The sequence below is a fragment of the Flavobacterium sp. genome, assembly GCF_040379285.1.
GTDB lineage: Bacteria > Bacteroidota > Bacteroidia > Flavobacteriales > Flavobacteriaceae > Flavobacterium.
The window spans coordinates 1-23,277 of the sequence record NZ_JBEILJ010000018.1; the positions used below are offsets into that span (position 1 = coordinate 1).

Genomic DNA, 23,277 nt, shown 5'->3' on the forward strand with positions numbered 1-23,277 from the left:
ATTGGATTCAATACTCAACTATAGCGAACAATCAATACAAACTGAAGAATATGTATTGATCTAAAAACCAGAATAGTGTGTGGAGATTCTCTCTGTTAAATCGGTTTGGGTGAAACCAGTGTAATATGTGTTCTGTGAAGGGCTATATAATATGTAACAATAAGGCATGGCATATACTTCATTTAATAAAAAAAGTGCCGTAAAGGCACTTTTGTGGTCCCACTTGGGCTCGAACCAAGGACCACCTGATTATGAGTCAGGTGCTCTAACCAACTGAGCTATAGGACCTATGAGCTGATTACTAGCTAGAGAATAAACATATTGTCATCCGTCAAGCATTCAGCGATGCAATATTACTATTTATTATAGTTTCTTGCAATACTTTTTTGGAGTTAACATCACCCTACGTCTTGACACAACTCAATCAAAACGCCGTTGGTCGATTTGGGATGAAGAAAAACCACTAATTTATTATCGGCTCCGCGCTTAGGCTGCTCGTTGAGCAATACAAATCCTGCTGCAGTTAACCGTTTCATTTCGGCTTCTATATCGGCCACATCAAAAGCAATGTGATGAATCCCTTCACCTTTTTTTTCGATAAATTTGGCAATAGGACTGTCGGGGCGGGTCGCTTCTAGGAGTTCAATTTTGTTGGGACCGTTCTTGAAAAAAGAAGTTTTTACGCCTTCACTACTCACTTCTTCCTCTTTATAACACGGCACGCCCAGCAAGGCTTCAAAAAGGGGGTTGGATGCTGCGAGCGATTTTACAGCAATTCCGATGTGTTCTATTTTTTGCATTTTTATTTCTTTCCAACAAAGATATTAAAACCCCAAAAGGTAGCCGTATTTTTGTCGTAAAAGTCAGAAAGCAAATTACGATTAATATTGTATTTTTGTCGCATGGAATCAAATAGACAGAAAAAAATAGGAACCGTATTGCAAAAAGACTTGGTCGATATTTTGCAAGGCGAAGTTCGTAAAAATGGTATTGCCAATTTGATTATATCGGTTTCCAAAGTCAATGTAACCACGGACTTGTCTATTGCGAAAGTTTTTCTCAGCATTTTTCCCGCCGAAAAAGGGCCCGAAATTCTGGAAGGAATTCGTTCCAATACCCCTTTGATCAAACACGATTTATCGCAACGGGTGAAGTTGCAGTTGCGCAAAGTGCCCAACTTGCTTTTTTATATCGATGACTCCTTAGAATACATCGAAAAAATTGACCGCGCTCTAGCGGGTGAGGAAAATCCTATTGAAAACCGCGACCTTTTAGCCAAACGCAAAAAATCGTAAGTGGACCTTTCGCTCTACATCGCCCGTCGGTATTTGTTTTCACGCAGTAAAAACACCGCTATCAATATCATTACGGGTATTGCTTCCTTGAGTGTGATCGTGGGCGCGATGGCCTTGTTTGTGGTGCTTTCCGTTTTTAGTGGACTACGCACCTTTAGCCTTTCTTTTTCAAATGATTTGGATCCTGATTTAAAAGTCTTTCCGAAATCGGGCACCCATTTTACCTTCACGCCAGCGCAAGCACAAAAAATAAAAAACATTGAGGGAGTATCCCATTTTAGTCAGGTTGTAGAAAAACGCGTTATGTTTTTATTTGATGGAAAAACGCAATTTTCTTTTCTCAAAGGCGTCGATGCACAGTTTGGCCGCGTCTCAAAAACGCCTGAAAAATTATTCAACGGACAGTGGCTCGAACCCAATAGCTATCAAGTCGTTATAGGGTACGGACTCTCTGAAAAACTGTCGTTGGGACTCATGGATTACCAAAATGCTTTTGAAGTGTATGCTCCCAAACCCGGTCGTGGCGATTTGGGATTAAATCCCGAGGACTCCTTTATCATAGAACGCATTTATCCGGTAGGGATTTATGCCATTAATGAAGAAATGGACAACCGTTATGTGTTTGCCGACTTACGGTTGGCGCAAGCAGTGGTACAATTAAAACCCAATGAAATTACCAACCTCGAGATTCGACTGCATCCTAACGCATCGGAAGAACAAGTAGTTGCTGCTCTCGAAAAATATATTCCAAACACTACGGTCAAAAACCGGGCACAACTCAATGAAACATTGTACAAAATGTTGAACTCGGAGAATGTTGCGGTGTACCTTATATTTACCCTCGTCATCATTATGGCGCTTTTTAGTTTAGCAGGCGCTTTAATCATGATGATTTTGGACAAGAAAAATAATTTAAAAACCTTGTTCAGTTTGGGCGTAACCTTGCCTCAATTACGGAAAATTTTCTTTTTACAAGGAACACTTTTGAGTATTTTCGGGGGAATGGTGGGCCTCATCCTCGGATCGGTATTGGTGGTGATGCAACAGCACTACCAACTCATTATGATTACCGAAACCTTGGCCTATCCCATCGAATTTCATTGGGAAAATTTGGCCTTAGTATGGCTTACTGTTATCGTTTTGGGAATGATTTCGAGTGGTATTGCTAGCAGTCGCGTTTCCGAGAAAATGTTGGATTAAAATACTACGCCAGAAAACGACTCAATAATTTCTTCAAAAACCCCAAGTAGGGCTTCGCGATCATCGGTGGTGACTAAGCGATTTTTGTATTCTTTAAAATTGGGAATGCCTTTGAAATAATTGGTATAATGGCGACGCATTTCTACAATGCCCAAGCGTTCCCCTTTCCATTCCATGGACCAAAGCAAGTGGTTGCGTGCGGCTTCCACCCGATCAACCAGCGTAGGAACCGGCAGGTGTTGCCCGGTTTGAAAAAAATGTTTGATTTCGTTAAAAATCCAAGGATAGCCAATAGCAGCTCGACCGATCATGATGCCGTCCAATCCAAATTTGTTCTTATATTCTAAGGCTTTCTCGGGAGAATCAATATCACCATTACCGAATATCGGAATATGAATACGCGGATTGTTTTTGACCCGTGCGATATGCGTCCAATCGGAATGGCCCTTGTACATTTGGGCGCGTGTGCGTCCGTGAATGGTCAAGGCTTGAATGCCAACATCCTGCAATCGTTCGGCAACCTCATCGATATTGATCGAACTCTCGTCCCAACCTAAACGGGTTTTTACGGTAACGGGTAAATGGGTGCTTTTGACGACGGCTTTGGTTAACCGCACCATCAAATCGACATCCTTTAACACCCCGGCGCCGGCACCTTTGCACACTACTTTCTTTACGGGGCAACCAAAATTGATGTCCAATAAATCAGGCTCCACGGCTTCAACAATTTTGGCACTCATGGCCATTGCCTCTTCGTCACCACCAAAAATTTGAATCCCTATCGGACGCTCGTAATCAAAAATATCCAGTTTCATCCGGCTCTTAATGGCGTCACGAATTAAGCCTTCGGAGGAAATAAACTCCGAATACATCAAATCGGCGCCGTGCATTTTACACAATCGACGAAATGGCGGATCACTCACATCCTCCATAGGCGCGAGTAACAACGGAAAATCAGGGAGTTCGATAGGACCAATTTTGGGCATACAGGTGGTTTTTCTGAGTGCAAAAATAGTACTATTAGGGAATTAATCTTGTGAAAACCAAAGGAAAAGCAATTAATCCTAGTGCTAAACATTTGTTAATCAATCATAAAGATAAAAAAACACACAAAAACAAACGCTTCTATTCCCTAGTGAGGCCCACAAAATTGTAAACTTTAAACTATATTTGCACGTTGTTGCGCTAGGGATTGAAGCAAAGTACCCCGCCGTAGCCGTGAGGCAGGCGCGTACTGCGGAAAGCCCGGTGAGGAGGAACGACGAGAGCGCCCTAACTATTATTCTAAATTTTGAATTAGAAATTTTGAATTAGAAATTTTGAATTTTTAAATTATTGCGCTACAAAAAAAGGACTATTGACGATGAAGAACATTCGGAATTTTTGCATTATTGCCCACATTGACCACGGAAAAAGTACGCTGGCCGATCGCTTATTGGACTCGACGCAAACGGTAACGGCACGCGAGGCGCAGGCGCAGCTTTTGGACAATATGGATTTGGAGCGGGAACGTGGGATTACTATAAAGAGTCACGCGATTCAGATGGAATACACCTATAAAGGAGAAAAATACATTTTAAATTTGATCGACACGCCCGGTCACGTAGACTTTTCGTATGAGGTTTCACGTTCGATTGCTGCTTGTGAAGGCGCGTTGTTGATAGTAGACGCGGCTCAAAGCATTCAGGCGCAGACGATTTCGAACCTGTATTTGGCTTTGGAAAACGACCTTGAAATTATTCCTGTACTCAATAAAGTAGACTTACCCAGTGCCAATCCCGAAGAGGTGAGCGATGACATTGTGGACTTGCTCGGCTGTAAATTGGAGGATATTATTCATGCCTCTGGAAAAACGGGCTTTGGCGTCGATAAAATTTTGGAAGCCATTGTGGAGCGCATTCCAGCTCCCAAAGGCGACAAGGACGAACCCTTACAGGCGTTGATTTTTGACTCGGTATATAATCCGTTTCGCGGTATTGAAGTTATTTTCCGGGTGAAAAATGGGGAAATCCGTAAAGGGCAGAAAATCAAATTCATGTCGACGGGCAACGAATACTTTGCCGATGAAGTGGGCACCTTAAAATTGAACCAAGTCCCCAAAGACGTAATAGGATGCGGGGATGTAGGCTATTTGATTTCGGGAATTAAAGAAGCGAAAGACGTAAAAGTGGGCGACACGATTACCGACGCCAAAACGCCAACTACGCAAATGATTCAAGGATTTGAAGATGTAAAACCGATGGTTTTTGCGGGAATTTATCCAGTGGACACCGAGGATTACGAGGATTTGCGGGCTTCCATGGAAAAATTGCAGTTGAACGATGCCTCACTGGTGTTTGCCCCCGAGAGTTCGGCCGCTTTGGGCTTCGGTTTCCGTTGCGGTTTCTTGGGCATGTTGCACTTAGAAATTATCCAGGAACGTTTGGAACGCGAATTCAACATGACGGTGATCACTACGGTACCCAACGTATCGTATTTGGCCTATACCAAAAAAGAGCCCGAAACGCCGATTATTGTGAACAATCCGTCGGACTTACCCGAGCCGTCAAAATTGGATCGTGTGGAAGAACCGTATATCAAAGCAACGATCATCACGAAGTCGGATTTCGTAGGAAATGTAATGAGTTTATGTATCGAAAAACGCGGGATTATCACCAATCAAACCTATTTAACCACGGAGCGTGTGGAGTTGAACTTCGACATGCCGTTGGCGGAGATTGTGTTTGACTTTTACGACCGCTTGAAAACGGTTTCCAAAGGATATGCGTCGTTTGACTACCACCCGATTGGGATGCGTACGTCGAAGTTGGTGCGATTGGATGTGCTGTTGAATGCCAATTCTGTAGATGCCTTGTCGGCCTTGATTCACGAAGATAACGCGTACCATATTGGGAAGAAAATGTGCGAGAAATTGCGCGAATTGATCCCAAGACAACAATTTGATATTCCGATTCAAGCCGCGATTGGCGCTAAAATTATCGCCCGTGAAACCATCAAAGCCTTGCGTAAAGACGTAACGGCCAAATGTTACGGAGGAGATATTTCGCGTAAACGTAAATTGTTGGAAAAACAGAAAGCCGGTAAAAAACGTATGCGCCAGGTAGGGAATGTCGAAATTCCACAGTCGGCATTTATGGCGGTGTTGAAGTTGAACGACTAACATTCAACTATTCTAAATTCTAAATGATACATTATAAATTAAGTTCGGTTTTCGCCGGACTTTTTTTATGGGCAGCAGCGGCCTGTGCGCAAAAGGTCGTATCCTCCCGCTCTCCGCTTTATCTCTGGCGCTCCTTTACCAAGGAAGCTCCAGAGGATGCCGCTGCGATCGGGGCTGAATACACGAGTCGTTTTCAAAACCCGTTATGCCTGCAATTTCAACTTGGAAATCGAACGGGCTTATCGTACCTTTGCCCCCTAAAATGGTACGAATCATGCTGGAAGACAAATCCCCACAACGAACTCCCTTATCGCAATTTGGCGAATTTGGTTTAATCGCTCACCTCACACAAAATATTGAGGTGGGTCAGTCTTCTACGCACAAAGGAATTGGCGATGATGCCGCAGTTTTACGTTTTGAAAACACCCAAACTGTAGTGACTACCGATTTACTTGTGGAGGGTGTTCATTTTGATTTGTCGTATATGCCGTTGAAACATTTGGGCTATAAAGCGGTGGTCGTCAATTTGTCGGATGTGTGTGCCATGAACGCGACGCCAACGCAAATTACGGTTTCCATCGCCGTTTCCAATCGCTTTCCCTTAGAAGCTTTAGAGGAATTGTACGAAGGAATTCGCTTGGCGGCCAAAACCTACAACGTTGACATTATTGGCGGCGATACCACCTCATCGCAAAAAGGGTTGATTCTTTCGATTACGGCCTTGGGTGTAGCGCAAGAGCACGAGTTGGTGTATCGTAGCGGTGCCCAAGAAAACGACTTGATTGTGGTGACGGGCGACTTGGGCGCAGCTTATCTAGGGTTGCAAGTCCTGGAACGCGAGAAGCAAGTTTTTCAAGTGAATCCCAACAACCAACCCGATTTAGACAACTATACGTATTTGATTGAACGGCAGTTAAAACCCGAAGCGCGTACAGATATCAAGGGCTTGTTGGCGCAGTTGGAGGTGCAACCCACCTCGATGATTGACATTTCGGACGGACTTTCGTCGGAGCTCATTCATTTGTGTAAAAACAGCGGAACGGGATGTAATCTATTTGAAGACAAATTGCCGCTTGACCCTCAATTTATCAGTACGTGTGAAGAATTTAATGTCGACAGCACAACCTTGGCCATCAATGGCGGTGAAGATTACGAGTTGTTGTTTACCATCAACCTCGCTGATTTTGATAAAATCAAAGGGAATCCGAACTTAACGGTCATCGGACACATGACTGCCGCGCAGGAAGGCATGCATTTGGTGACCCGAGCCCAGACCAAAATTGCCATGAAGGCGCGCGGTTGGAACGCCCTCTACGAAGCCTAAAGCCTAGAGTAATATACCGCGTTCTTTAGCGATGGCCACTAAGGTTTCATCGTCACTTCCCGAAATATTGAGTAATTCTTTCATGTTTTCTTTGCGGGTTTTCACCGAACTGGATGAGATGGAAATGTATAACGGAATGTCGTCGTAGTTGATGCCTTTGCTGAGATAATGCAAAATTTGGCGGTCAATGACATCGACATATACTTTCTCTTTTTGTTGGTTGTTTAGGAATTTAATCACCGAATCGCTGTAATACGTTTCCCCTTTCAAAATGGTAGTCAAGGCCAAAATCATATTGTCAAAGGTAAGGTCGTTTTTGATGACTAAACCTAAGGGATTGATCTCATCGATAATGGATTGCACTTTAAGGGATTCCGAATGCATGGTGAGCAACGCCACTTTGCACTGGGGCATTTCGGCATTTAAAAGTTTGGCCAAATCTTCTCCTGTATGGATGTTTTTCTCTTCATATTCGGGCATACTTACATCGAGAAACGCAATATCATAGGGTTCATTGGCTTGCATAATAATGTCATAACCCGAGCGGCAATCGGTCGCTTCAAAAAACTGAAACGTTATCGATTTATCGGGAAATAGATTAATCACATTTTTGTACCCTTGAATAATAAAGGGATGATCGTCTACGATAAGAATATTGACTTTTTGGGACATATTTGCGGAAAATTGGGGTTAGCTTTTAATATTTTTATGTTCGAGGGGCGCGGTAATACTGATGCGGGTTCCTTTTCCAGGTGCCGATTTAATTTCAATAATTCCGTTGCTCTCATGGGTTCGTGTCACAATATTTTTCAGTCCGATGCCTTTACTTTTTTTATCGACTTCAAATCCATCGCCGTCGTCGGTGATGTTGAGCACTAAATTACCTTTTTTATCTTTACGAAATTCAACTTTAATGGTTTTGGCATTGGCGTATTTGTTGATGTTTTGCAAACTCTCTTGCAAAATTCGGTATAGGTTGATTTTGGTGGTGTTGTTTAGTTGGTCCCAATCGATGTTTTCTCTAATTACGGCATTGAGTTTCGCTGGATTAACTTTGGCCTGTTCGTCGAGAAGGTTGTTGACGATGGCGACAAAGTTATTGACGAGTACATATTTTTCTCGGCTCAGCTCATGGGAGATTTCCCGTAGGTCTTGCTCGATATTTTTGAGTTCTTCAAGGCAGTGAATGCGTTGATGAATAGCATCTTCATCATTGCGGTGATTGAGTCCGTCGAGGTTGAGGCGCAAACCGAAGAGGCGTCCGAGCACACCGTCGTGGAGTTCTTTGGCGATTCGGTTTTTCTCGAGCACACGTCCTTCTTCAAGTTTGTTTTGCTGCGAAATAATCAAGCGGTAAATATCTTCGTTGGCGCGTTGTTGTGCTTGCCGCAGCAATAATTCACGACTCTTCGCTCGTTGCGCCCGCATAAAAAACAACAGCCCGCCTACGGCAATAGTTCCTATAAAATAGTTGAGGATATTTCGGTTTTTCTTCTCGAGGGAGTCTTTTTGTTGGAGGATTTCGTCGGTTTCGAGTTCGATTTTAGCAAATCTATCTCTTGAATTTCTTTCTACAGTTTGAAGACTATCGCTCAGTTTTATATACGATTCTGTATATTTAGAGGAATTCAATTTATCAACCAATGATAACTGTTTTAATGAAACTAAAACACCCGCTGAAAAATTCTCCTTTTTAGATTTAAAAAGAGCAATTTTAGCATAATTTATAGCATTTGCAGGTTGACCTACAGTTGAATAATATTCAGACAAGTGAATAACAGTAAAAATAGATGTTGAAATAAAATTTAAACTATCGGATATTTTTTTTGCTTTAAAAAATACATTGGGTAAATCATCATATTTTTTTAACTTTAGTTTAGAGTACCCCAAATTGTCGTACAATAGTGCCAAAAGTTCGGGATCATTTTTTAGGTTATCATCCTTTAATCCTTTTTGAAAATAATCAATACTTTTTTTATACTCCCCCTTATTTTTGTAGGTATTTCCAATATTATTCAAACATACACCAATGTTAGGTTGGTCATTTTTAAAATCATTAGTCTTAACTATTTCAAGTGCTTTTTTATGAAAATCAAGAGCCTTTTCATATTCTCCTAATTCATTTGCAATATTCCCACTTATCGTTAGGATCTGATACAATAGTAATTCTGACTTAGGTAAGTTTTTTAGGAGAAAATAGCTTTTTGACGCATTTAAGGAAGCCCCTGAAAAATCACCAACATTGTATTGTACTACACTTTTATTTAAATATACTTTTGCTAACTCTAGATTATTTTTTAATTTTTTAAAATTTTTTTCAGCTCTAAGATAATATGTATAAGCACTATCATTTTGATTTTGCATCATGAAATAACTTGCCTTAAACTTATAGCAATTTGCTATTAAAAAAGTATCCTTTCTTTTAATTGATTTGGCTAATAATTCTGAATATGTTTTATTAAATTTTACCCAATTCTTATTCAAAAAATCTTCTTTTAATTTTTCTAACTTTAAATTACTTATTGAAGTAGAATCTTTAGCCAATAACCCATTATTAAACAATAAGAAATTATTATTTGCATTAATCAACCCAAAGTTGATTAGAATTAAAACATAACTTAATGTTATATACTTTGACAATTGAATATTCTGTTAAAAATTGTAATTAAATATACAAAAATAAAAAAATCCGCAGTATTGCGGATTTTGATATTTATTTAAATTTGATAATTATTTACACCAATATATTTAGTGTGAAAAATTTATATAGTTCCTTTTGGATTTTTTCCACCACCGCCAGTACCACCAACAGATAGAGTTCCAATAGTTGTATTGTTTTCACCACCTACAGAAAGAGTTCCATCGGTTGGATTTTTTCCACCTCCGCCAGTTCCACGAGTTCCTCCTATTCCTGATGGAGTGCTAAATGAAGTTAATACCATCATCATTGTAAACATTACTGAAATAATTGCTGACTTTTTCATAATTGTATGCTTTAATAGTTTTTGTTAGACTTTTTAGTTTCGTAAAGCCAATACATTTGGGACTTTCACGATGTAAAACTACTAGAGCATTGTGAGGTAATTGATAGCCTCACGCCTATATATAGTGAATGATGGCTGTTTGTGAGTGAATGAAGCTCAAATTTGGGTGAATGCACGTTTTTTAAAAAACAGGTAAAAATAAGGCTATTTTATGCTCTAAAACATTGAATTTCAATTGTTTAAATTATATCGGCAGTGTGATTTGCAAGGTTGTGCCCTCGGCAGGGGTTGAATAAACCTCTATCTTGGCGGCCATCATTTGAGCGCGTTCTTCTAGATTTTTTAAGCCTATGCCCTTTATTGTTTTAACGGCTTCCATGCCCTTCCCGTTGTCGGAAATTCGAAATCGTAAATAATGAGTATCGTGAATAAATTGAATCGATATTCGGGTCGCTTTGGCATGTTTGGTGATGTTGAGTAAGGCCTCTTGTACGATGCGCAAACAATTAATTTTAGTTTCATTGGGCAACTGTTCCCAATCCCATTGGGATACAGTAAACTCTACTTCTTGATCGTATACCTCATGATGGATATCGATCAACTCTTGAATCATAGAAAGTAAAGAAATGGTCGCCGATTGACTTTCGTTGGTAAGGTTATGGGTTAACAAACGTAATTCGTTTTCCACTTGTTGTATATGATCGATACCTTCCATGGCTTCGTGTAGCGTTTGCTTGTCTTGCTTAAAATGCAATTTAAAAAGCTGGTACCGGGTACTGGCCAAGCGGTTGAGCACATTGTCGTGAATTTCCATAGCAATACCCCGCAGCAGATGCTTGCGGGTTTGGGCTTCGATTTCTTGATTTTTGACCAATAACTCTTCAATACGCGCATTGCTTTTTTGATTTTTTTTGTTGATTTCATGACGCAATTGAAACAATCGATTGCGGTAAATTAGGAAAATGATCAGCGACAACAAACTGGCGCCAAGTAGTCCCCACATCAATTGGTTACGTTGGCGCTCGGTTTTGACTTTAGCCAAGGCCAACTGATTGGTCTCCAGCTGTATTTTGTAAAAGTTATTTTGCTGGTATCGTTTTTTCAACAAAAGTTCATCGATTACACGATCGTATTCTGTTATAGCGAAAAGACGTTGAGAAGGATCTGCTCTGCCTAACAACACTAATGAATTCAAATGACCAAATGGCGATGATCCATTTTTACATAATTCGTATGTACGATGAGCTATTTGTTTCGCTTTATCAATTGATTTGATAGATAATAAATAATCGGCGTAGTCAAAATATATAAGTAACTCTAGATTTTTATATCCTTTACATTTTTTTAAATAATATTCATAATCCCAAATTGCATCATAATTATTTATAATATTTATCTTGTTCTGGATATCTACTATCAATTCATAATTTATATCTCCACTTGATTTATCATTTTTTAATTCATTCATTAATTGATGACTTTCTTTATACATTTTGTTAAAACTATAAGCTAACATCAAAGCCTTTTTAAATTGAACTCTATCAAAGTTTTCAAAAGCAATATCATTTATCCCATTATTTAAAGCATCTTGTAATAATTTTATTGAAGAATCGTACTTATAATGTTTATTTAAAATTGATGATTTGATAAGAATTAATCTTCTATATTTTTGAGAATCCTTCAATTGTTTTAAAATTTCTTCTGCCTTATTTAAATAGTGCTCGGCTACTGTATAATCATTTAAAATTGCCAACATTTCGGACATTCTCAAATATGTTTCGCACAAACCTTGTTTATCCTTTATTCTTGTAAAAACTTTTTCAGCCTTGTAATAATTTGAAAATCCTTTATCAGACTCATCAATACTTATAAAATACCTTCCCCTTGCTAAATACAACCTTCCTGTAAGAACCGAATCCCTAGGATACATTTTACAATACTTCTCAAAATCCGCAATGTACTTTTGGTGTTTACTTTTCAAACAAAAAAAACTGTTCCACAATATTTTAAACTTGTACTCTTGGGTAAGTGAATCTCCCGCTGTGCCTATGATTTTTATGGCTTCGTCCAAGTTTTTCCGCACTAAATCAGGCTCCAAGGAACTTCTATTATTAACATTAAAGAGACTATCCACCTTCAGTAAGGTTTGAGGACTTGGTCCTTCCTTTTTTTGTGGGTTACTACAGGTGGTTAAAACGAGTAAAAAACTAATCAAAACAACGTATCGCATAAGTCTATAAAAAAAGCGGATTAATCCGCTCAAGTTAACAAATAAATAAAAATCCCCTACTCGGAAAGGCGTAGAAAAAATAAAGAATCCGGGCGTATACAACAGAATTAACGAAAGTGACAACAGTAAATTCCGAGTGAGGGGATTTATCATAGTATCGGCAGAAACCCAATTTTAAGTGCTTGTACATGGTAAAATTACAAGGCTATTTTTTAACTATTGTTACACTAAAAGTGTACATTTTGTTAAAATTTAACGTGAAGCAATTTTATCACCGTACCACAACGTATTGATTTCATGCGTTATACATTCCAGTTCACAAGCTATGGGTCCGTAGCGCTTCCAAAATCCAAACAGCGTATACGGGAAGACCCATATTGGGTTCCATTCATAAAGCGTAACAAGAACCGTGGGAACGATGCCAGTTTCGGGCGTAAGGAACCACGGAAAGTCAGCAATGGAAAAATCCAAATCGTGACACGCTTGCGCCCAAATCGCTTTTGAATCAAAATGTAACTGTAATGTATCGGTCATGAAAACCAGCCGAACTACTATTTTCCCGGAGTCTAAAGGGGCTTGTGATCGAACGGGAAGTACATTAAATACTATGGCAAAAAATCCAATTAGAACGTATTTTATCATGGCGTAAAGTATTTGATTCCAACAACAACATCATTTTCATTCTCAAATCGTAGACAAAGATACCAAGGCAATTTGCCATCTCAGGTGTGCAAAAAGTGTATAATTTGTTAAAATTTAAATATATCCTCGTTCCCGTGCGATTTGCACTATGGTTTCATCATTCCCTTTTTCAATGGCAAAATACTCCCGAATAAGAGCCTTTCGCTTGTCAATGGCGCTTTTGGAGAGTCCCAATTGATCCATGATATAGCGTGTTTTAAACCCTTGTGCCAGCATGGCAATCATTTGCCGGTTGATGCCGTCCAACACCTTGTAATCGGCATTTAATTGCTGTTTTAAAGCGGCTACCGTTTTGGTGTAGCAGGTACCTCCTTGATATACATTTTCAAAGGCGTCCAACAATTCCATGGAAGAAAAATCACTTTTTATCATAATGGCTTCTGCCCGGGACTCCATGATTACACGGTACAAAATAAGCGCTTCCGAGTGGGACGTTAGAATCATTAATTTGGCCAGCGGTTGATAGGTTCGAACATAGTGAACCAGATCGAAACCATTTTGAATATGATACGTTTCACAAACGGGTAGCGTATAATCCAAAATAACGACATCGTATGCCTTTTCGGAGGCGGATGCTTTCAAAATTTCTACGGCTTGTGTGGCGGTAGTAGCCTCACTGACAACGATTTCTGCCCCTAAGCGATTGTTGGAAAAAATGGTTTTATACCCTTCAATAATTAATTTGTGGTCATCGACAATGAGTACATTTATGGTCATGGCGTTTACTATTTTTAGACTACAAAAAAAAGAAAAATTCCTTAAATCTCCAAATAGTTTCCTGAAGCAATTTGATTGATTATGAGGTCGATATTGTCTTTATAAGACTTAGAAAACGGCAATTTTACCGTCGAATTTTTCAAGTGACACACCGAATTTCCAGTATGAATTCGACCAATATACTTTGTATTGACAATATAACTGTTATGAATACGAATAAAAGGCGGTTGCAATACCCCTTCAAAATGCTTTAAGGTTTTAAATGCGGTAATCATTTCACCCGTATTCAAATGGATGTCGGTCGAATTGTTATCGGCTTGCAAATAACAAATTTCATCGGCATCGATGTAGCGATAATCGCCATACGATTTCACGCAAATCACCAGCGGTTGGGGGGTGTTGACTTCAACTGCCGTAGCTGGATTTACAGCCACAGTAACCGATGGTTCCTCGGTAGTGTCGGCTTCTTCAGGTGTTTCTTCAGGAATGACTTCTGTCGCTTCTAGAGTCTCATTTTCAATTGCTTCATCGCCTTCTGTGGTGGCTTCTTCAAGCGCCATAGGTGGAACTATTTCCGTATTGGAAACGGTAGGAGCCGCTGCATGCGATTGTACAACCGGTGTAGCAACAGGCGTTACTGGCACAGCTGCAGGTTGGCGTAGCGTATACCCCATGGTTTTCTCCAAGCGCAAAAGGGTTTTTCGGAGTTCAGACGTCGTTACCGGATGCGTAAAATAGTCGAAAACCCCGTACTTAAAGGCTTGCAAACAAAGGGTGTCATTTTTGGTGGTAACGATTACTTGGGGTACTTGAACGAGATACCGATACCATTCACTGATTAACGCCAAAGACAATCCATTTTCGGGTTCTTCGGGTTCAATTTCTAAAAAAACGACGTCAGGACGAACGTCTAGCACCAAATCCAAAGCCTCATCAGCCGATCCTGCCGATCCTAAAAAGACCATAAATGGAAATCCTCCCGCAACGGCTGCTGTTTTTTGCATCCGCTGGGGATCATCGTCCAATACTACAAAGGAAATGGTCTTCAAAGCTTTACTTTTTGAGCAAAGCACTAGTGTGTTCCAAAAGGAATTGCGGTTAAGTCTATGACAATCTAAAAACTAAAAGTTTCGCTGTTTGCAGGGGCTCGCAAAGGCTAAAATAAAAGAATGGCTCTACAAAAAACAACCGAAATCGACCATCGGTTACCACAAACCTGAAAAATAGGCAAACGGATAAAAAGGTCGACGAAAGGGGTCTTGTTTGTAAGAAATAACTTCTTTTATCTGCAAAACTTCGTTCAAATACCCTTTACATAAAAGGCTATTTTTACATATATGAATATAGAAATTATAACAGCTACCCCTCAAGCCTTGTAAACAGTATTTTTAAACAACTTTATAAACAAACTAACGGATGAAAATAAGGCGGTTTTTTTTTCGTTTGAACGATTTGCATTACCTTTAGGGCAACGTTTAACGCGAACCGCAATTTTAAATTTATACTTAGCGATATGGGAATCACTAAAACGCAGGGTTTTTCATTTAAAATCAACGATTTAGCCGACATATTAAAGGCAATGGGAAATCCCGCACGATTGAAAATTTTACAGTTTTTGATGCAAGCCCCTGCTTCATCCTGTGGCGAAATCTTAGAAGTACTGCCGTTAGCCCAATCTACGGTCTCCAAACACTTATCGGAATTGAAACGCGTTAAACTGATCAAAGGGAAGTCCAAAGGAAATAACATTTACTACTCCCTGAATGTAAAAACGTGGGACAAGGTGAAAGACTTTTTGCTCACTGACATTATGCTCCCACGGGAGGAAGAGGCATAAAAAAAGTGGCTCATTCATAGAAACGAGCCGCTTTTTTATTTGATTTCTTTATTATTTCGTTCGCATCAACCAATTGCGCATGGATACTTCTTCTAAAATAATTCCCCGAAGCGCGCTAATAGCTACACGATCTTGCACCATAGAATCGCGGTGACGAAGCGTCACAGTTTGATCCTCTAGCGTTTGGTGATCTACGGTAATACAGAAGGGGGTGCCCAAAGCGTCTTGACGACGGTAACGACGACCCACAGCATCTTTTTCATCGTAGGCTACGTTAAAATCCCATTTTAAATCCTCGATAATAGAACGGGCAATCTCAGGCAATCCATTCTTTTTAACCAAAGGCAATACAGCAGCTTTGGTTGGGGCTAACACACTGGGCAAACGCAAAACTGTTCGCGTGCTGCCGTCCTCCAACGTTTCCTCTTGCAAGGCTTTAGAAAATACGGCCAAGAACATACGGTCTAAACCAACCGAGGTTTCCACCACATAAGGAACATAGTTTTTATTTTCTTCGGTGTCAAAATATTGTAATTTTTTACCCGAATACTGCTCGTGTGCTTTCAGGTCAAAATCGGTGCGAGAATGTATTCCTTCCAATTCTTTAAAGCCAAAAGGAAAATTAAATTCGATATCGGCAGCTGCATTGGCGTAATGCGCTAATTTTTCATGATCGTGAAAACGGTAGTTTTCTGCCCCCAATCCTAACGACAAGTGCCATTTAAGTCGGGTTTCTTTCCAGTAATCATACCACTTCATCTCTTCTCCAGGCTTCACAAAGAATTGCATTTCCATTTGCTCAAATTCTCGCATTCGGAAAATAAATTGTCGTGCAACGATTTCATTACGAAACGCTTTTCCGGTTTGCGCAATCCCAAAAGGGACTTTCATGCGCCCTGTTTTCTGTACGTTTAAAAAGTTGACAAAAATTCCTTGTGCCGTTTCGGGTCGTAGATACAAATCCATCGCATTTTCGGCAGAGGCGCCCAATTTGGTGCCAAACATCAAGTTAAATTGACGTACTTCGGTCCAATTTTTTGAACCTGTTTCAGGATCGGCAATTTCCAGTTCCTCAATCAAGGCTTTAACATCTTCCAAATCGCCACTATCCAACGCCTTGGCCATGCGTTCTAGAATGGATTTCTTTTTGGACAAATATTCCACGACACGTCCATTCGTCGTGATAAACTGTTGTTCATCAAAGGATTCGCCAAAACGTTCGCGGGCTTTGTCGATTTCTTTTTGCGCTTTTTGCTGTAATTTTTCGCAATAATCCTCCAGCAAAACATCGGCGCGGTAGCGTTTTTTGGAATCTTTGTTATCAATAAGAGGATCGTTAAAAGCATCAACGTGCCCCGAAGCTTTCCAAGTGGTAGGGTGCATTAAAATGGCCGCGTCAATCCCCACAATATTCTCGTGCATTTGCACCATTGCCTTCCACCAATATTCGCGAATGTTTTTCTTTAATTCAGCACCGTTTTGTGCATAATCGTAGACGGCACTTAATCCGTCATAAATTTCGCTCGACGGAAAGATGAATCCGTACTCTTTTGCATGCGAAACTACATTTTTGAAAATATCTTCTTGTTTTGCCATAGTGGTGCAAAAATATAAAAAACTGCCTTGTAGCGATGAGGATTACCGTGTTTTTTATATCTTTATTTTTTTAATTATAAGCCTATGTTATCGCATTTTATTCGCCTATTTTATCCCGAAACTTGCGCTGCCTGTCAAGCACTCTTACTCCATCAAGAATTTGTGATTTGCACCCGATGCCGGCATGACCTTCCGCAAACCCTGCACCATCTGCAAAAGGACAATGAAGTCGTACGAAAATTCTATGGTCGTATCCCGCTGGTATATGGTGGAGCCTTGTTGTATTTTCACAAAAAAGGGGTTGTGCAGGAACTCATTCACCACCTAAAATACAAAGGACAAGAAACTATAGGGGCAGCCATCGGTCATTGGCATGGCGGGGTTTTACAACGAAATTTTCCATCGCCATATCCCGATTTCATCATTCCAGTTCCATTGCATCCACGGAAACAGCGGCAAAGGGGTTTCAATCAGGTTGATTCCTATGCCGATGCACTGGCAGAACGGTTGGGTATTCCCTGCCTTCGCACCTTACTCGTGCGGCAATTGTATTCCAAAACGCAAACGAAGAAATCGATAGTAGGCCGATCGGAAGTGGTACATGAAATTTTTGGTCTTCGTAATGCAGAAGCCTTTCACCACAACCATTTTCTGTTGGTCGACGATGTCATCACTACAGGGTCAACCTTGGAAGCTTGTGCCCGTGAACTTTTGAAAATTCCAGGCGCAAAAATTAGCATTGTCTGTATGGCGATGAGTCAATAAATTCGTTAAATCTCCTCAAAAAGATTTTCGCTTCCCCAATTATAATTGTTACTTTGCGGTGTAATTACAGGCATTTATGTTTAAAAAAGTAGTATTCACCCTTCTTCTTATCACCCTCATCGGTTGGATGCCTTCTTGTGCTCGTCGTGGGAATGTTACTGGAGGGCCAAAAGATTCGCTCGCACCGCAATTGGTCTCGAGTTTTCCTAAGAATTTTAGCACCCAATTTTCGGGCAATATCATAAAACTGCAATTTGATGAATATGTTAAGCTCAAGGATTTGGAAAAGCAATTGGTCGTTTCGCCTCCGATGAATACAGCTCCTGAGGTGACTCCTCAAAACCCGAGTAAAATCCTTACAGTAAAAATCAAAGACACCTTACAACCCAATACCACGTATAGTTTCAATTTTGGACAAAGCATTCAAGACAATAACGAAGGAAATCCGTACCAGCAATTTCGCTTTGTCTTCTCTACAGGTCCCGCCATTGACACCTTGCATTTGGGGGTAAAAATTAAAGATGCTCTCGAACGGAAAACCGACAATTTTGTGTCGGTTATGCTCTATGAAGTGGATGCCAATTACACCGACTCGATCGTGTTTAAAAAAGCACCCAAATATGTTGCCAATTCACTAGATAGTGCCAAAGTAGTGCGTTTGGAAAACCTAAAATCGGGCACCTACCGATTGGTTGCCATAAAAGACCTCAACAAAAACAATCGTTTTGATCCCCAAACTGAAAAAATTGGTTTCCAACGCGATTTTGTTCGTATTCCCAACGATACTGTTTACCAACTTGAATTGTTCAGCCCTCAGCGGGATTTACGCATTACTTCGACATCGCACATTAAGAAATCACGTGTTTTGGTTGGTTTTCAAGGCGCTATTGCTAAGGCTTCCTTGAAACTTCAAAAAGGAAATGAGGTAATTCCCCATCGCTTGGTGAAATTGGCTGGAAAAGACTCGGCAGAAGTTTGGTTCAACGCTACCAAAGGAGATTCTCTTTCGTTACACCTTCAAAAAGATGCGTATCAAAAAACTTTTGGGTTTAAAGTGAAAGATGCCAAAAAAGACAGCCTTCAAATAGGGATTGGTCCAGGAGGAAATTTACCCTTTAGGGATACCTTGTTCATCAAGCCGTCTAATCCGCTTAAAAAATGGGATTCGAGTTTGATGCGCTTAGTACGAAAAGATTCCTCTGAGGTGAAGTTTACGTTGCAGTATAGTGAATACCGCAATACCTTGGCCGTGCTTTTTGACAAAGAACCTCAAGAAAAATACAAATTTTCGGCTTTACCCGGCGCTCTAACGGATTGGTTTGAACAAAAAAACGACACGCTACAACTGAATACCAATACGGGCGATTATGCTGATTACGGGAATTTGAAACTCAATCTTAAAAATGCCAAGCGTTTTCCGATACTCGTAGAACTGACGGACAGTCAGGGCAAACTTTTAGCTTCGTCATATAGCGATAAATCGTCTTATTTTTCCTTTGATTTGATTCAACCCAACACCTTTACGGTACGTATAATTTATGACGATGACAAGGATGGAAAGTGGACTCCAGGCAACTTTATGGAGTTAAAACAAAGCGAAGAAGTCTATTATTATCCCGAGCCCATTGAAGTTCGAATGAATTGGGATGCTGAACAGACCATTGATTTAGGGCCTTGACGCTATACAGTAAAGGGGTCGCGATCGTTTAAGAACGGAAATCGTAATCGAGAATCTACTAATTTTTCTTTATCCAATACTACCGTGTATAGCCCTTCTGTGGGTTGAGGCGACAAAAGATAGTTTCCAAAGCAATCGATGGCTTGCGAATGTCCGGGGTATTCCAACCCGTTGCCGTCGATTCCAACGCGGTTGACGCCAAGGGTATAACACATATTTTCGACTGCACGGGCCCGCAAAAGCACATCCCAAGCTTGAATTCGAGGCGCTGGCCAATTTGCCACATATAGCGATATATCATAATCCTCTGTATTGCGTGAGAACACTGGGAATCGAAGGTCGTAGCAAATGAAAGGACAAATTTTCCATCCTTTATAATCAATACACAAACGGTGTTTTCCCGCTTCATACACCTGATCTTCTCCCGCTAAGGCAAAGCGGTGTTTTTTGTCATAATTCAAAACATTCCCCGCTGGAGTAACAAAAAGTAATCGGTTATAATACAAACCGTTCTCTTCGATAGCTACACTGCCTACAAGAGCTGCTTGTAAGTGTTGCGCCCAACGCTGCATCCATTTGATGGTAGGACCTTCCATCGTTTCGGCGCAGTGGTGTGGATGCATCGTAAAGCCTGTCGTAAACATTTCGGGCAAAACTACTAAATCGGTATGTGGCGAAATAGCGCTTAATTTTTTATCCAATAAAGCTCGATTATTACTGGGATTTTCCCATTCCAAAGCGGTTTGAACTAAGGCTACTTGCATCGTTAGTTGATTTCAATTTCATCTACAAAAATAAAAGCATCTCCGCCTGCACCGATATGCCACTCGGGTAATTTGCCGTAATTGATGGCTTTTACTTTGAGGTAACGGACTTGAATGGGTTTGGGCAACTGCAATGCAAAATCATGGATCGAATTTTCATAATCTTGCGGATCGACCGTGTGGGTAAGTGTTCCCAGCAAAGTGAAGTTAACCCCATCTAGTGAACTGTAATAGGCTACTTGTGTAGGCATAACAATCCAAGAACGGGTATCTTGTAAACAGAAGGTTTTGCACGTGCTAATGCTTTTGGTTTCCTTCAAATCAACTACGGCTTCAAAATCTTGGGCTTGATATCCTTGCCAATCGCCTTTTCGCCAATTGGTAGTACCGTAAATCCCATCGAGTAAGCCATCGGGGCCGCCAGCATGGTATTGTGGATTGTAGGTAGAAGTTAACGCTATTGAATAATTGTTGGGTTTTTTGAAAAACGAAGCAAAAATCGTTTGGCTCGTTTGTGTTCCCTCCATGACATAAGCACTCACGGTTGACGTTGAATCAATAGTAAATGGAGCTACATAAGAAACGAAGGTTCGCTTTACTCTTGAATAATCGGCTCCTTTTACGGTAACCAAATAGAAAATCTTATGCGAGGGATGCTGAGCGGTGATGGCAACCTGCATTTGGTCTTTAAAAGCTTTATGTGCCGCTTCAATCACAGGAACGGGGACAATTTTGGGTGCGGTTAATAAATTTGCTTGCGTGTTTATTGGAACCGTGGCAATTCCCAAACGGCTTTTTGGTGTTTCAGGGGTTAGGGTAACACGAGATCCGTCTTCCATTTGAATCGTCGCCGAAGAAAACAAGGGTTGGGTTTGCGTCCACTCGGGAATTCCGGGAGTAACCGCATACATCCCTAAAGCGCTCAACACATACCACGCACTCATTTGACCACAATCTTCGTTGCCAATCAAACCGTCGGGACTGTTTTTGTAGAAGGTGTTCAGGATATAGTGGACTTTCTCTTTAGTTTTTTCGGGTTTTCCAATGAAATTATAGAGGTATACCATGTGATGACTGGGTTCATTTCCGTGCGCATACTGGCCGATGAGTCCGGTTACATCCACTTGTTCGCGTCCTGTGGTTTTGCTTTCACTGTTGAACATTTCGTCTAATTTGGCTTCAAACTTTGAATTGCCACCATAGGCCTCGATCATGCCGGTGATGTCTTGGGGGACAAAAAAGGAATATTGCCAACTATTGCCTTCGGTAAAATTATTGTTGATTTCGCGCGGATCAAACGGTTTATCCCATCCCCCATTTTTCTTGGGACGCATAAACCCTGTATTTGGATCAAAAACATTTTTCCATGCTTGGGCGCGTTTCATAAAATACTGGTAATCGTCAGATTTGCCTAAAATTTTGGCCATTTGGGCTATACACCAATCGTCATATGCGTATTCTAAGGTTTTGGATACACTTTCGTGCTCGTCGTCCATGGCAATAAATCCTTGTTTTTTGTATGCTTCCAGTCCCAAATGATCGAGCATTGCCGAATGTTTGGAGGCTTCAAAAGCTTTTTGATAATCAAATCCTTGAATTCCTTTGGCCATCGCATCAGCGATAACGGAGACCGCGTGGTAACCAATCATACAATCGGTTTCGTTGGACGCCAATTCCCAAACAGGCAAGCGGCCTCCCTGTTCGTATTGTTTGATAAACGTGTTAATGTAATCGGCTGTACGTTTTTTATCGATTAAGGTATACAAGGGATGGGCGGCACGAAAGGTATCCCACAAGGAAAAAACCGAGTAATAGGTAAACCCCTCTGCTTTGTGAATGCGATTGTCGCGTCCACGGTAGGAGCCATCCATGTCTTGAGCGATGTTGGGCTGCTTCATCGTGTGGTAAAGCGCCGTATAAAAGACTGTTTTTTGGTCGCTATTGGCGGTTGAAATTTGAATTTTTGACAGTTCCGCTTCCCACGCTTTTTCGGCATTTTTTTGCACCTGATTAAAGTCCCAACCCGTAATCTCACTGCTGTTTAAACGAGCCCCTTCGTAGGATGTAGGTGAAAGGGTAACTTTAACCTTAATTTTATCTCCGGCGTTGACACTTTTCTGAAGTGCGATTTTCAAATCTGTCCCGGTGTAAAAATCATTTTGTTGCGAACGATTGGCTTCCACACGAGCTATACTCATGGGGGTGTCTAATTCAATGCGGGCAAATACCCATTGATCTTTGGCCCAAGCTTCGCTGCGACGGAGCACTTCGAGCATACGGTTATTGACTACACGTATTTCGCCATATAGCAATTTATCTCTATGGTTTAAATCCAGGATTAAATTGGCCAACCCTGCTTGTGTATAGGTATATTCATGAAAACCCACTCGCGTTGACGCAGTGAATCGCGCTTGAATTTGATACTTTTCGAGGCGAACTTCATAATAGCCGGCGCTGGCTTTTTCGGTGGTATGAGAAAAAGGAGAACCATAAACTTTCGGATCGAAAGAAACATCGCCCATTGTAGGCATTAGCATGATATCGCCATAATCTGAGCACCCTGTTCCGTTTAAATGCGTATGAGAAAATCCGAATATCACGGAATCCGAATAGTGGTAGCCTGAACATCCGTCCCAACTGCCATCAATACGCGTATCGGGGGAGAGTTGAACCATTCCATAAGGTAAAGTGGCTCCTGGAAACGTGTGGCCATGACCGTCGGTTCCGATCATTGGATTGACAAAGGAAGTGTTGTTTTGAGCTGTGAGTAGTAGCGCCCATCCCGAAAGTACGAGCGTAAAAAGGGATTTCATTCGTGTCGTTTATTTGTTGTATTCAAATATACGTTTTTTTTGCAGGGATTGCGAGAGGGACCTACCTATCGGCAGGCAAGTAGTAGCCAAGTGCCGTGCACGGCGGATAGCCCGGCCCCGAAATTTAAAATTCCTTTTTTTAGCAAAAAACTTGACGGGGCTCGCCCCAATAAAAAAAGCACCTCCGAAGAAGTGCTTTTTTATGAATTAAC

The 23,277-nt window shown here is 40.9% G+C and carries 20 protein-coding genes and 1 tRNA gene; 7 read left to right on the plus strand and 14 right to left on the minus strand.

Annotated features, from left to right (window positions below; genetic code table 11):
* Positions 1-60 precede the first annotated feature (60 nt).
* The 3 genes from ABWO12_RS05610 to mce all read right to left on the minus strand — a co-directional run bounded on the left by ABWO12_RS05610 (position 61) and on the right by mce (position 800).
* The gene (locus ABWO12_RS05610; protein WP_353087792.1) at positions 61-168 is read right to left on the minus strand and encodes a GIY-YIG nuclease family protein; all 108 of its coding nucleotides are present in this window, start codon (positions 166-168) and stop codon (positions 61-63) included.
* Positions 169-214: 46 nt separating this feature from the next.
* A tRNA-Ile gene (locus tag ABWO12_RS05615) sits at positions 215-288 on the minus strand.
* 110 nt (positions 289-398) lie between these two features.
* Entirely contained in the window at positions 399-800 is a 402-nt protein-coding gene (mce, locus tag ABWO12_RS05620; protein ID WP_353087793.1) for a methylmalonyl-CoA epimerase, read from the minus strand.
* A 102-nt stretch (positions 801-902) separates the two neighbouring features.
* On the opposite strand from mce, the gene rbfA reads away from it, so the two are divergent.
* Together rbfA and ABWO12_RS05630 are read left to right on the plus strand one after the other, a co-directional pair.
* Entirely contained in the window at positions 903-1,295 is a 393-nt protein-coding gene (rbfA, locus tag ABWO12_RS05625; protein WP_353087794.1) for a 30S ribosome-binding factor RbfA, read from the plus strand.
* Positions 1,296-2,495: an ABC transporter permease gene (locus tag ABWO12_RS05630; RefSeq protein WP_353087795.1), complete on the plus strand. Its 1,200-nt coding sequence runs from the start codon at positions 1,296-1,298 to the stop codon at positions 2,493-2,495.
* Here ABWO12_RS05630 and dusB read toward each other — a convergent pair.
* Positions 2,492-3,481: a tRNA dihydrouridine synthase DusB gene (gene dusB, locus ABWO12_RS05635; RefSeq protein WP_353087796.1), complete on the minus strand. Its 990-nt coding sequence runs from the start codon at positions 3,479-3,481 to the stop codon at positions 2,492-2,494. The genes ABWO12_RS05630 and dusB overlap by 4 nt on opposite strands.
* A 377-nt stretch (positions 3,482-3,858) precedes the next feature.
* On the opposite strand from dusB, the gene lepA reads away from it, so the two are divergent.
* Together lepA and thiL are read left to right on the plus strand one after the other, a co-directional pair.
* Positions 3,859-5,655: a translation elongation factor 4 gene (gene lepA, locus ABWO12_RS05640; protein ID WP_287785102.1), complete on the plus strand. Its 1,797-nt coding sequence runs from the start codon at positions 3,859-3,861 to the stop codon at positions 5,653-5,655.
* Between the two features lie 274 nt (positions 5,656-5,929).
* On the plus strand, positions 5,930-6,979 hold the full coding sequence (thiL, locus tag ABWO12_RS05645; RefSeq protein ID WP_353087828.1) for a thiamine-phosphate kinase: 1,050 nt from the start codon (positions 5,930-5,932) through the stop codon (positions 6,977-6,979).
* Between the two features lie 3 nt (positions 6,980-6,982).
* Here thiL and ABWO12_RS05650 read toward each other — a convergent pair whose 3' ends face one another.
* The 7 genes from ABWO12_RS05650 to ABWO12_RS05680 form a co-directional block, all read right to left on the minus strand.
* The gene (locus tag ABWO12_RS05650) at positions 6,983-7,651 is read right to left on the minus strand and encodes a DNA-binding response regulator (protein ID WP_353087797.1); all 669 of its coding nucleotides are present in this window, start codon (positions 7,649-7,651) and stop codon (positions 6,983-6,985) included.
* 18 nt (positions 7,652-7,669) lie between these two features.
* Positions 7,670-9,346, minus strand: coding sequence for a tetratricopeptide repeat-containing sensor histidine kinase (locus ABWO12_RS05655; RefSeq protein WP_353087798.1), 1,677 nt, complete (start codon positions 9,344-9,346; stop codon positions 7,670-7,672).
* A gap of 395 nt (positions 9,347-9,741) precedes the next feature.
* Positions 9,742-9,963 (minus strand): hypothetical protein, encoded by a 222-nt coding sequence (locus ABWO12_RS05660; protein WP_353087799.1) that lies wholly within the window; start codon positions 9,961-9,963, stop codon positions 9,742-9,744.
* 244 nt (positions 9,964-10,207) lie between these two features.
* Positions 10,208-12,226, minus strand: coding sequence for a sensor histidine kinase (locus ABWO12_RS05665; RefSeq protein WP_353087800.1), 2,019 nt, complete (start codon positions 12,224-12,226; stop codon positions 10,208-10,210).
* Between the two features lie 219 nt (positions 12,227-12,445).
* A complete protein-coding gene (locus ABWO12_RS05670) occupies positions 12,446-12,835 on the minus strand; it encodes a hypothetical protein (protein ID WP_353087801.1) in 390 nt (129 codons plus the stop codon).
* Between the two features lie 114 nt (positions 12,836-12,949).
* Complete coding sequence (locus ABWO12_RS05675; protein ID WP_353087802.1) at positions 12,950-13,612, minus strand: response regulator; 663 nt, start codon at positions 13,610-13,612, stop codon at positions 12,950-12,952.
* 41 nt (positions 13,613-13,653) lie between these two features.
* Positions 13,654-14,661 (minus strand): LytR/AlgR family response regulator transcription factor, encoded by a 1,008-nt coding sequence (locus ABWO12_RS05680; RefSeq protein WP_353087803.1) that lies wholly within the window; start codon positions 14,659-14,661, stop codon positions 13,654-13,656.
* 464 nt (positions 14,662-15,125) lie between these two features.
* On the opposite strand from ABWO12_RS05680, the gene ABWO12_RS05685 reads away from it, so the two are divergent.
* Positions 15,126-15,449 (plus strand): ArsR/SmtB family transcription factor, encoded by a 324-nt coding sequence (locus ABWO12_RS05685; RefSeq protein ID WP_353087804.1) that lies wholly within the window; start codon positions 15,126-15,128, stop codon positions 15,447-15,449.
* A gap of 51 nt (positions 15,450-15,500) precedes the next feature.
* Here the strand turns inward: ABWO12_RS05685 and ABWO12_RS05690 are convergent, their stop codons facing one another.
* The gene (locus tag ABWO12_RS05690; protein ID WP_353087805.1) at positions 15,501-17,045 is read right to left on the minus strand and encodes a glycine--tRNA ligase; all 1,545 of its coding nucleotides are present in this window, start codon (positions 17,043-17,045) and stop codon (positions 15,501-15,503) included.
* An 84-nt stretch (positions 17,046-17,129) separates the two neighbouring features.
* Here ABWO12_RS05690 and ABWO12_RS05695 point away from each other — a divergent pair, with 84 nt between their 5' ends.
* Both ABWO12_RS05695 and ABWO12_RS05700 read left to right on the plus strand, forming a co-directional pair.
* Complete coding sequence (locus tag ABWO12_RS05695; RefSeq protein ID WP_353087806.1) at positions 17,130-17,810, plus strand: ComF family protein; 681 nt, start codon at positions 17,130-17,132, stop codon at positions 17,808-17,810.
* A 76-nt stretch (positions 17,811-17,886) separates the two neighbouring features.
* Positions 17,887-19,488 (plus strand): Ig-like domain-containing protein, encoded by a 1,602-nt coding sequence (locus ABWO12_RS05700; protein ID WP_353087807.1) that lies wholly within the window; start codon positions 17,887-17,889, stop codon positions 19,486-19,488.
* 2 nt (positions 19,489-19,490) lie between these two features.
* Here ABWO12_RS05700 and ABWO12_RS05705 read toward each other — a convergent pair whose 3' ends face one another.
* The gene (locus ABWO12_RS05705) at positions 19,491-20,252 is read right to left on the minus strand and encodes an amidohydrolase (protein ID WP_353087808.1); all 762 of its coding nucleotides are present in this window, start codon (positions 20,250-20,252) and stop codon (positions 19,491-19,493) included.
* 2 nt (positions 20,253-20,254) lie between these two features.
* Complete coding sequence (locus ABWO12_RS05710) at positions 20,255-23,065, minus strand: GH92 family glycosyl hydrolase (protein ID WP_353087809.1); 2,811 nt, start codon at positions 23,063-23,065, stop codon at positions 20,255-20,257.
* Between the last annotated feature and the right edge of the window lie 212 nt (positions 23,066-23,277).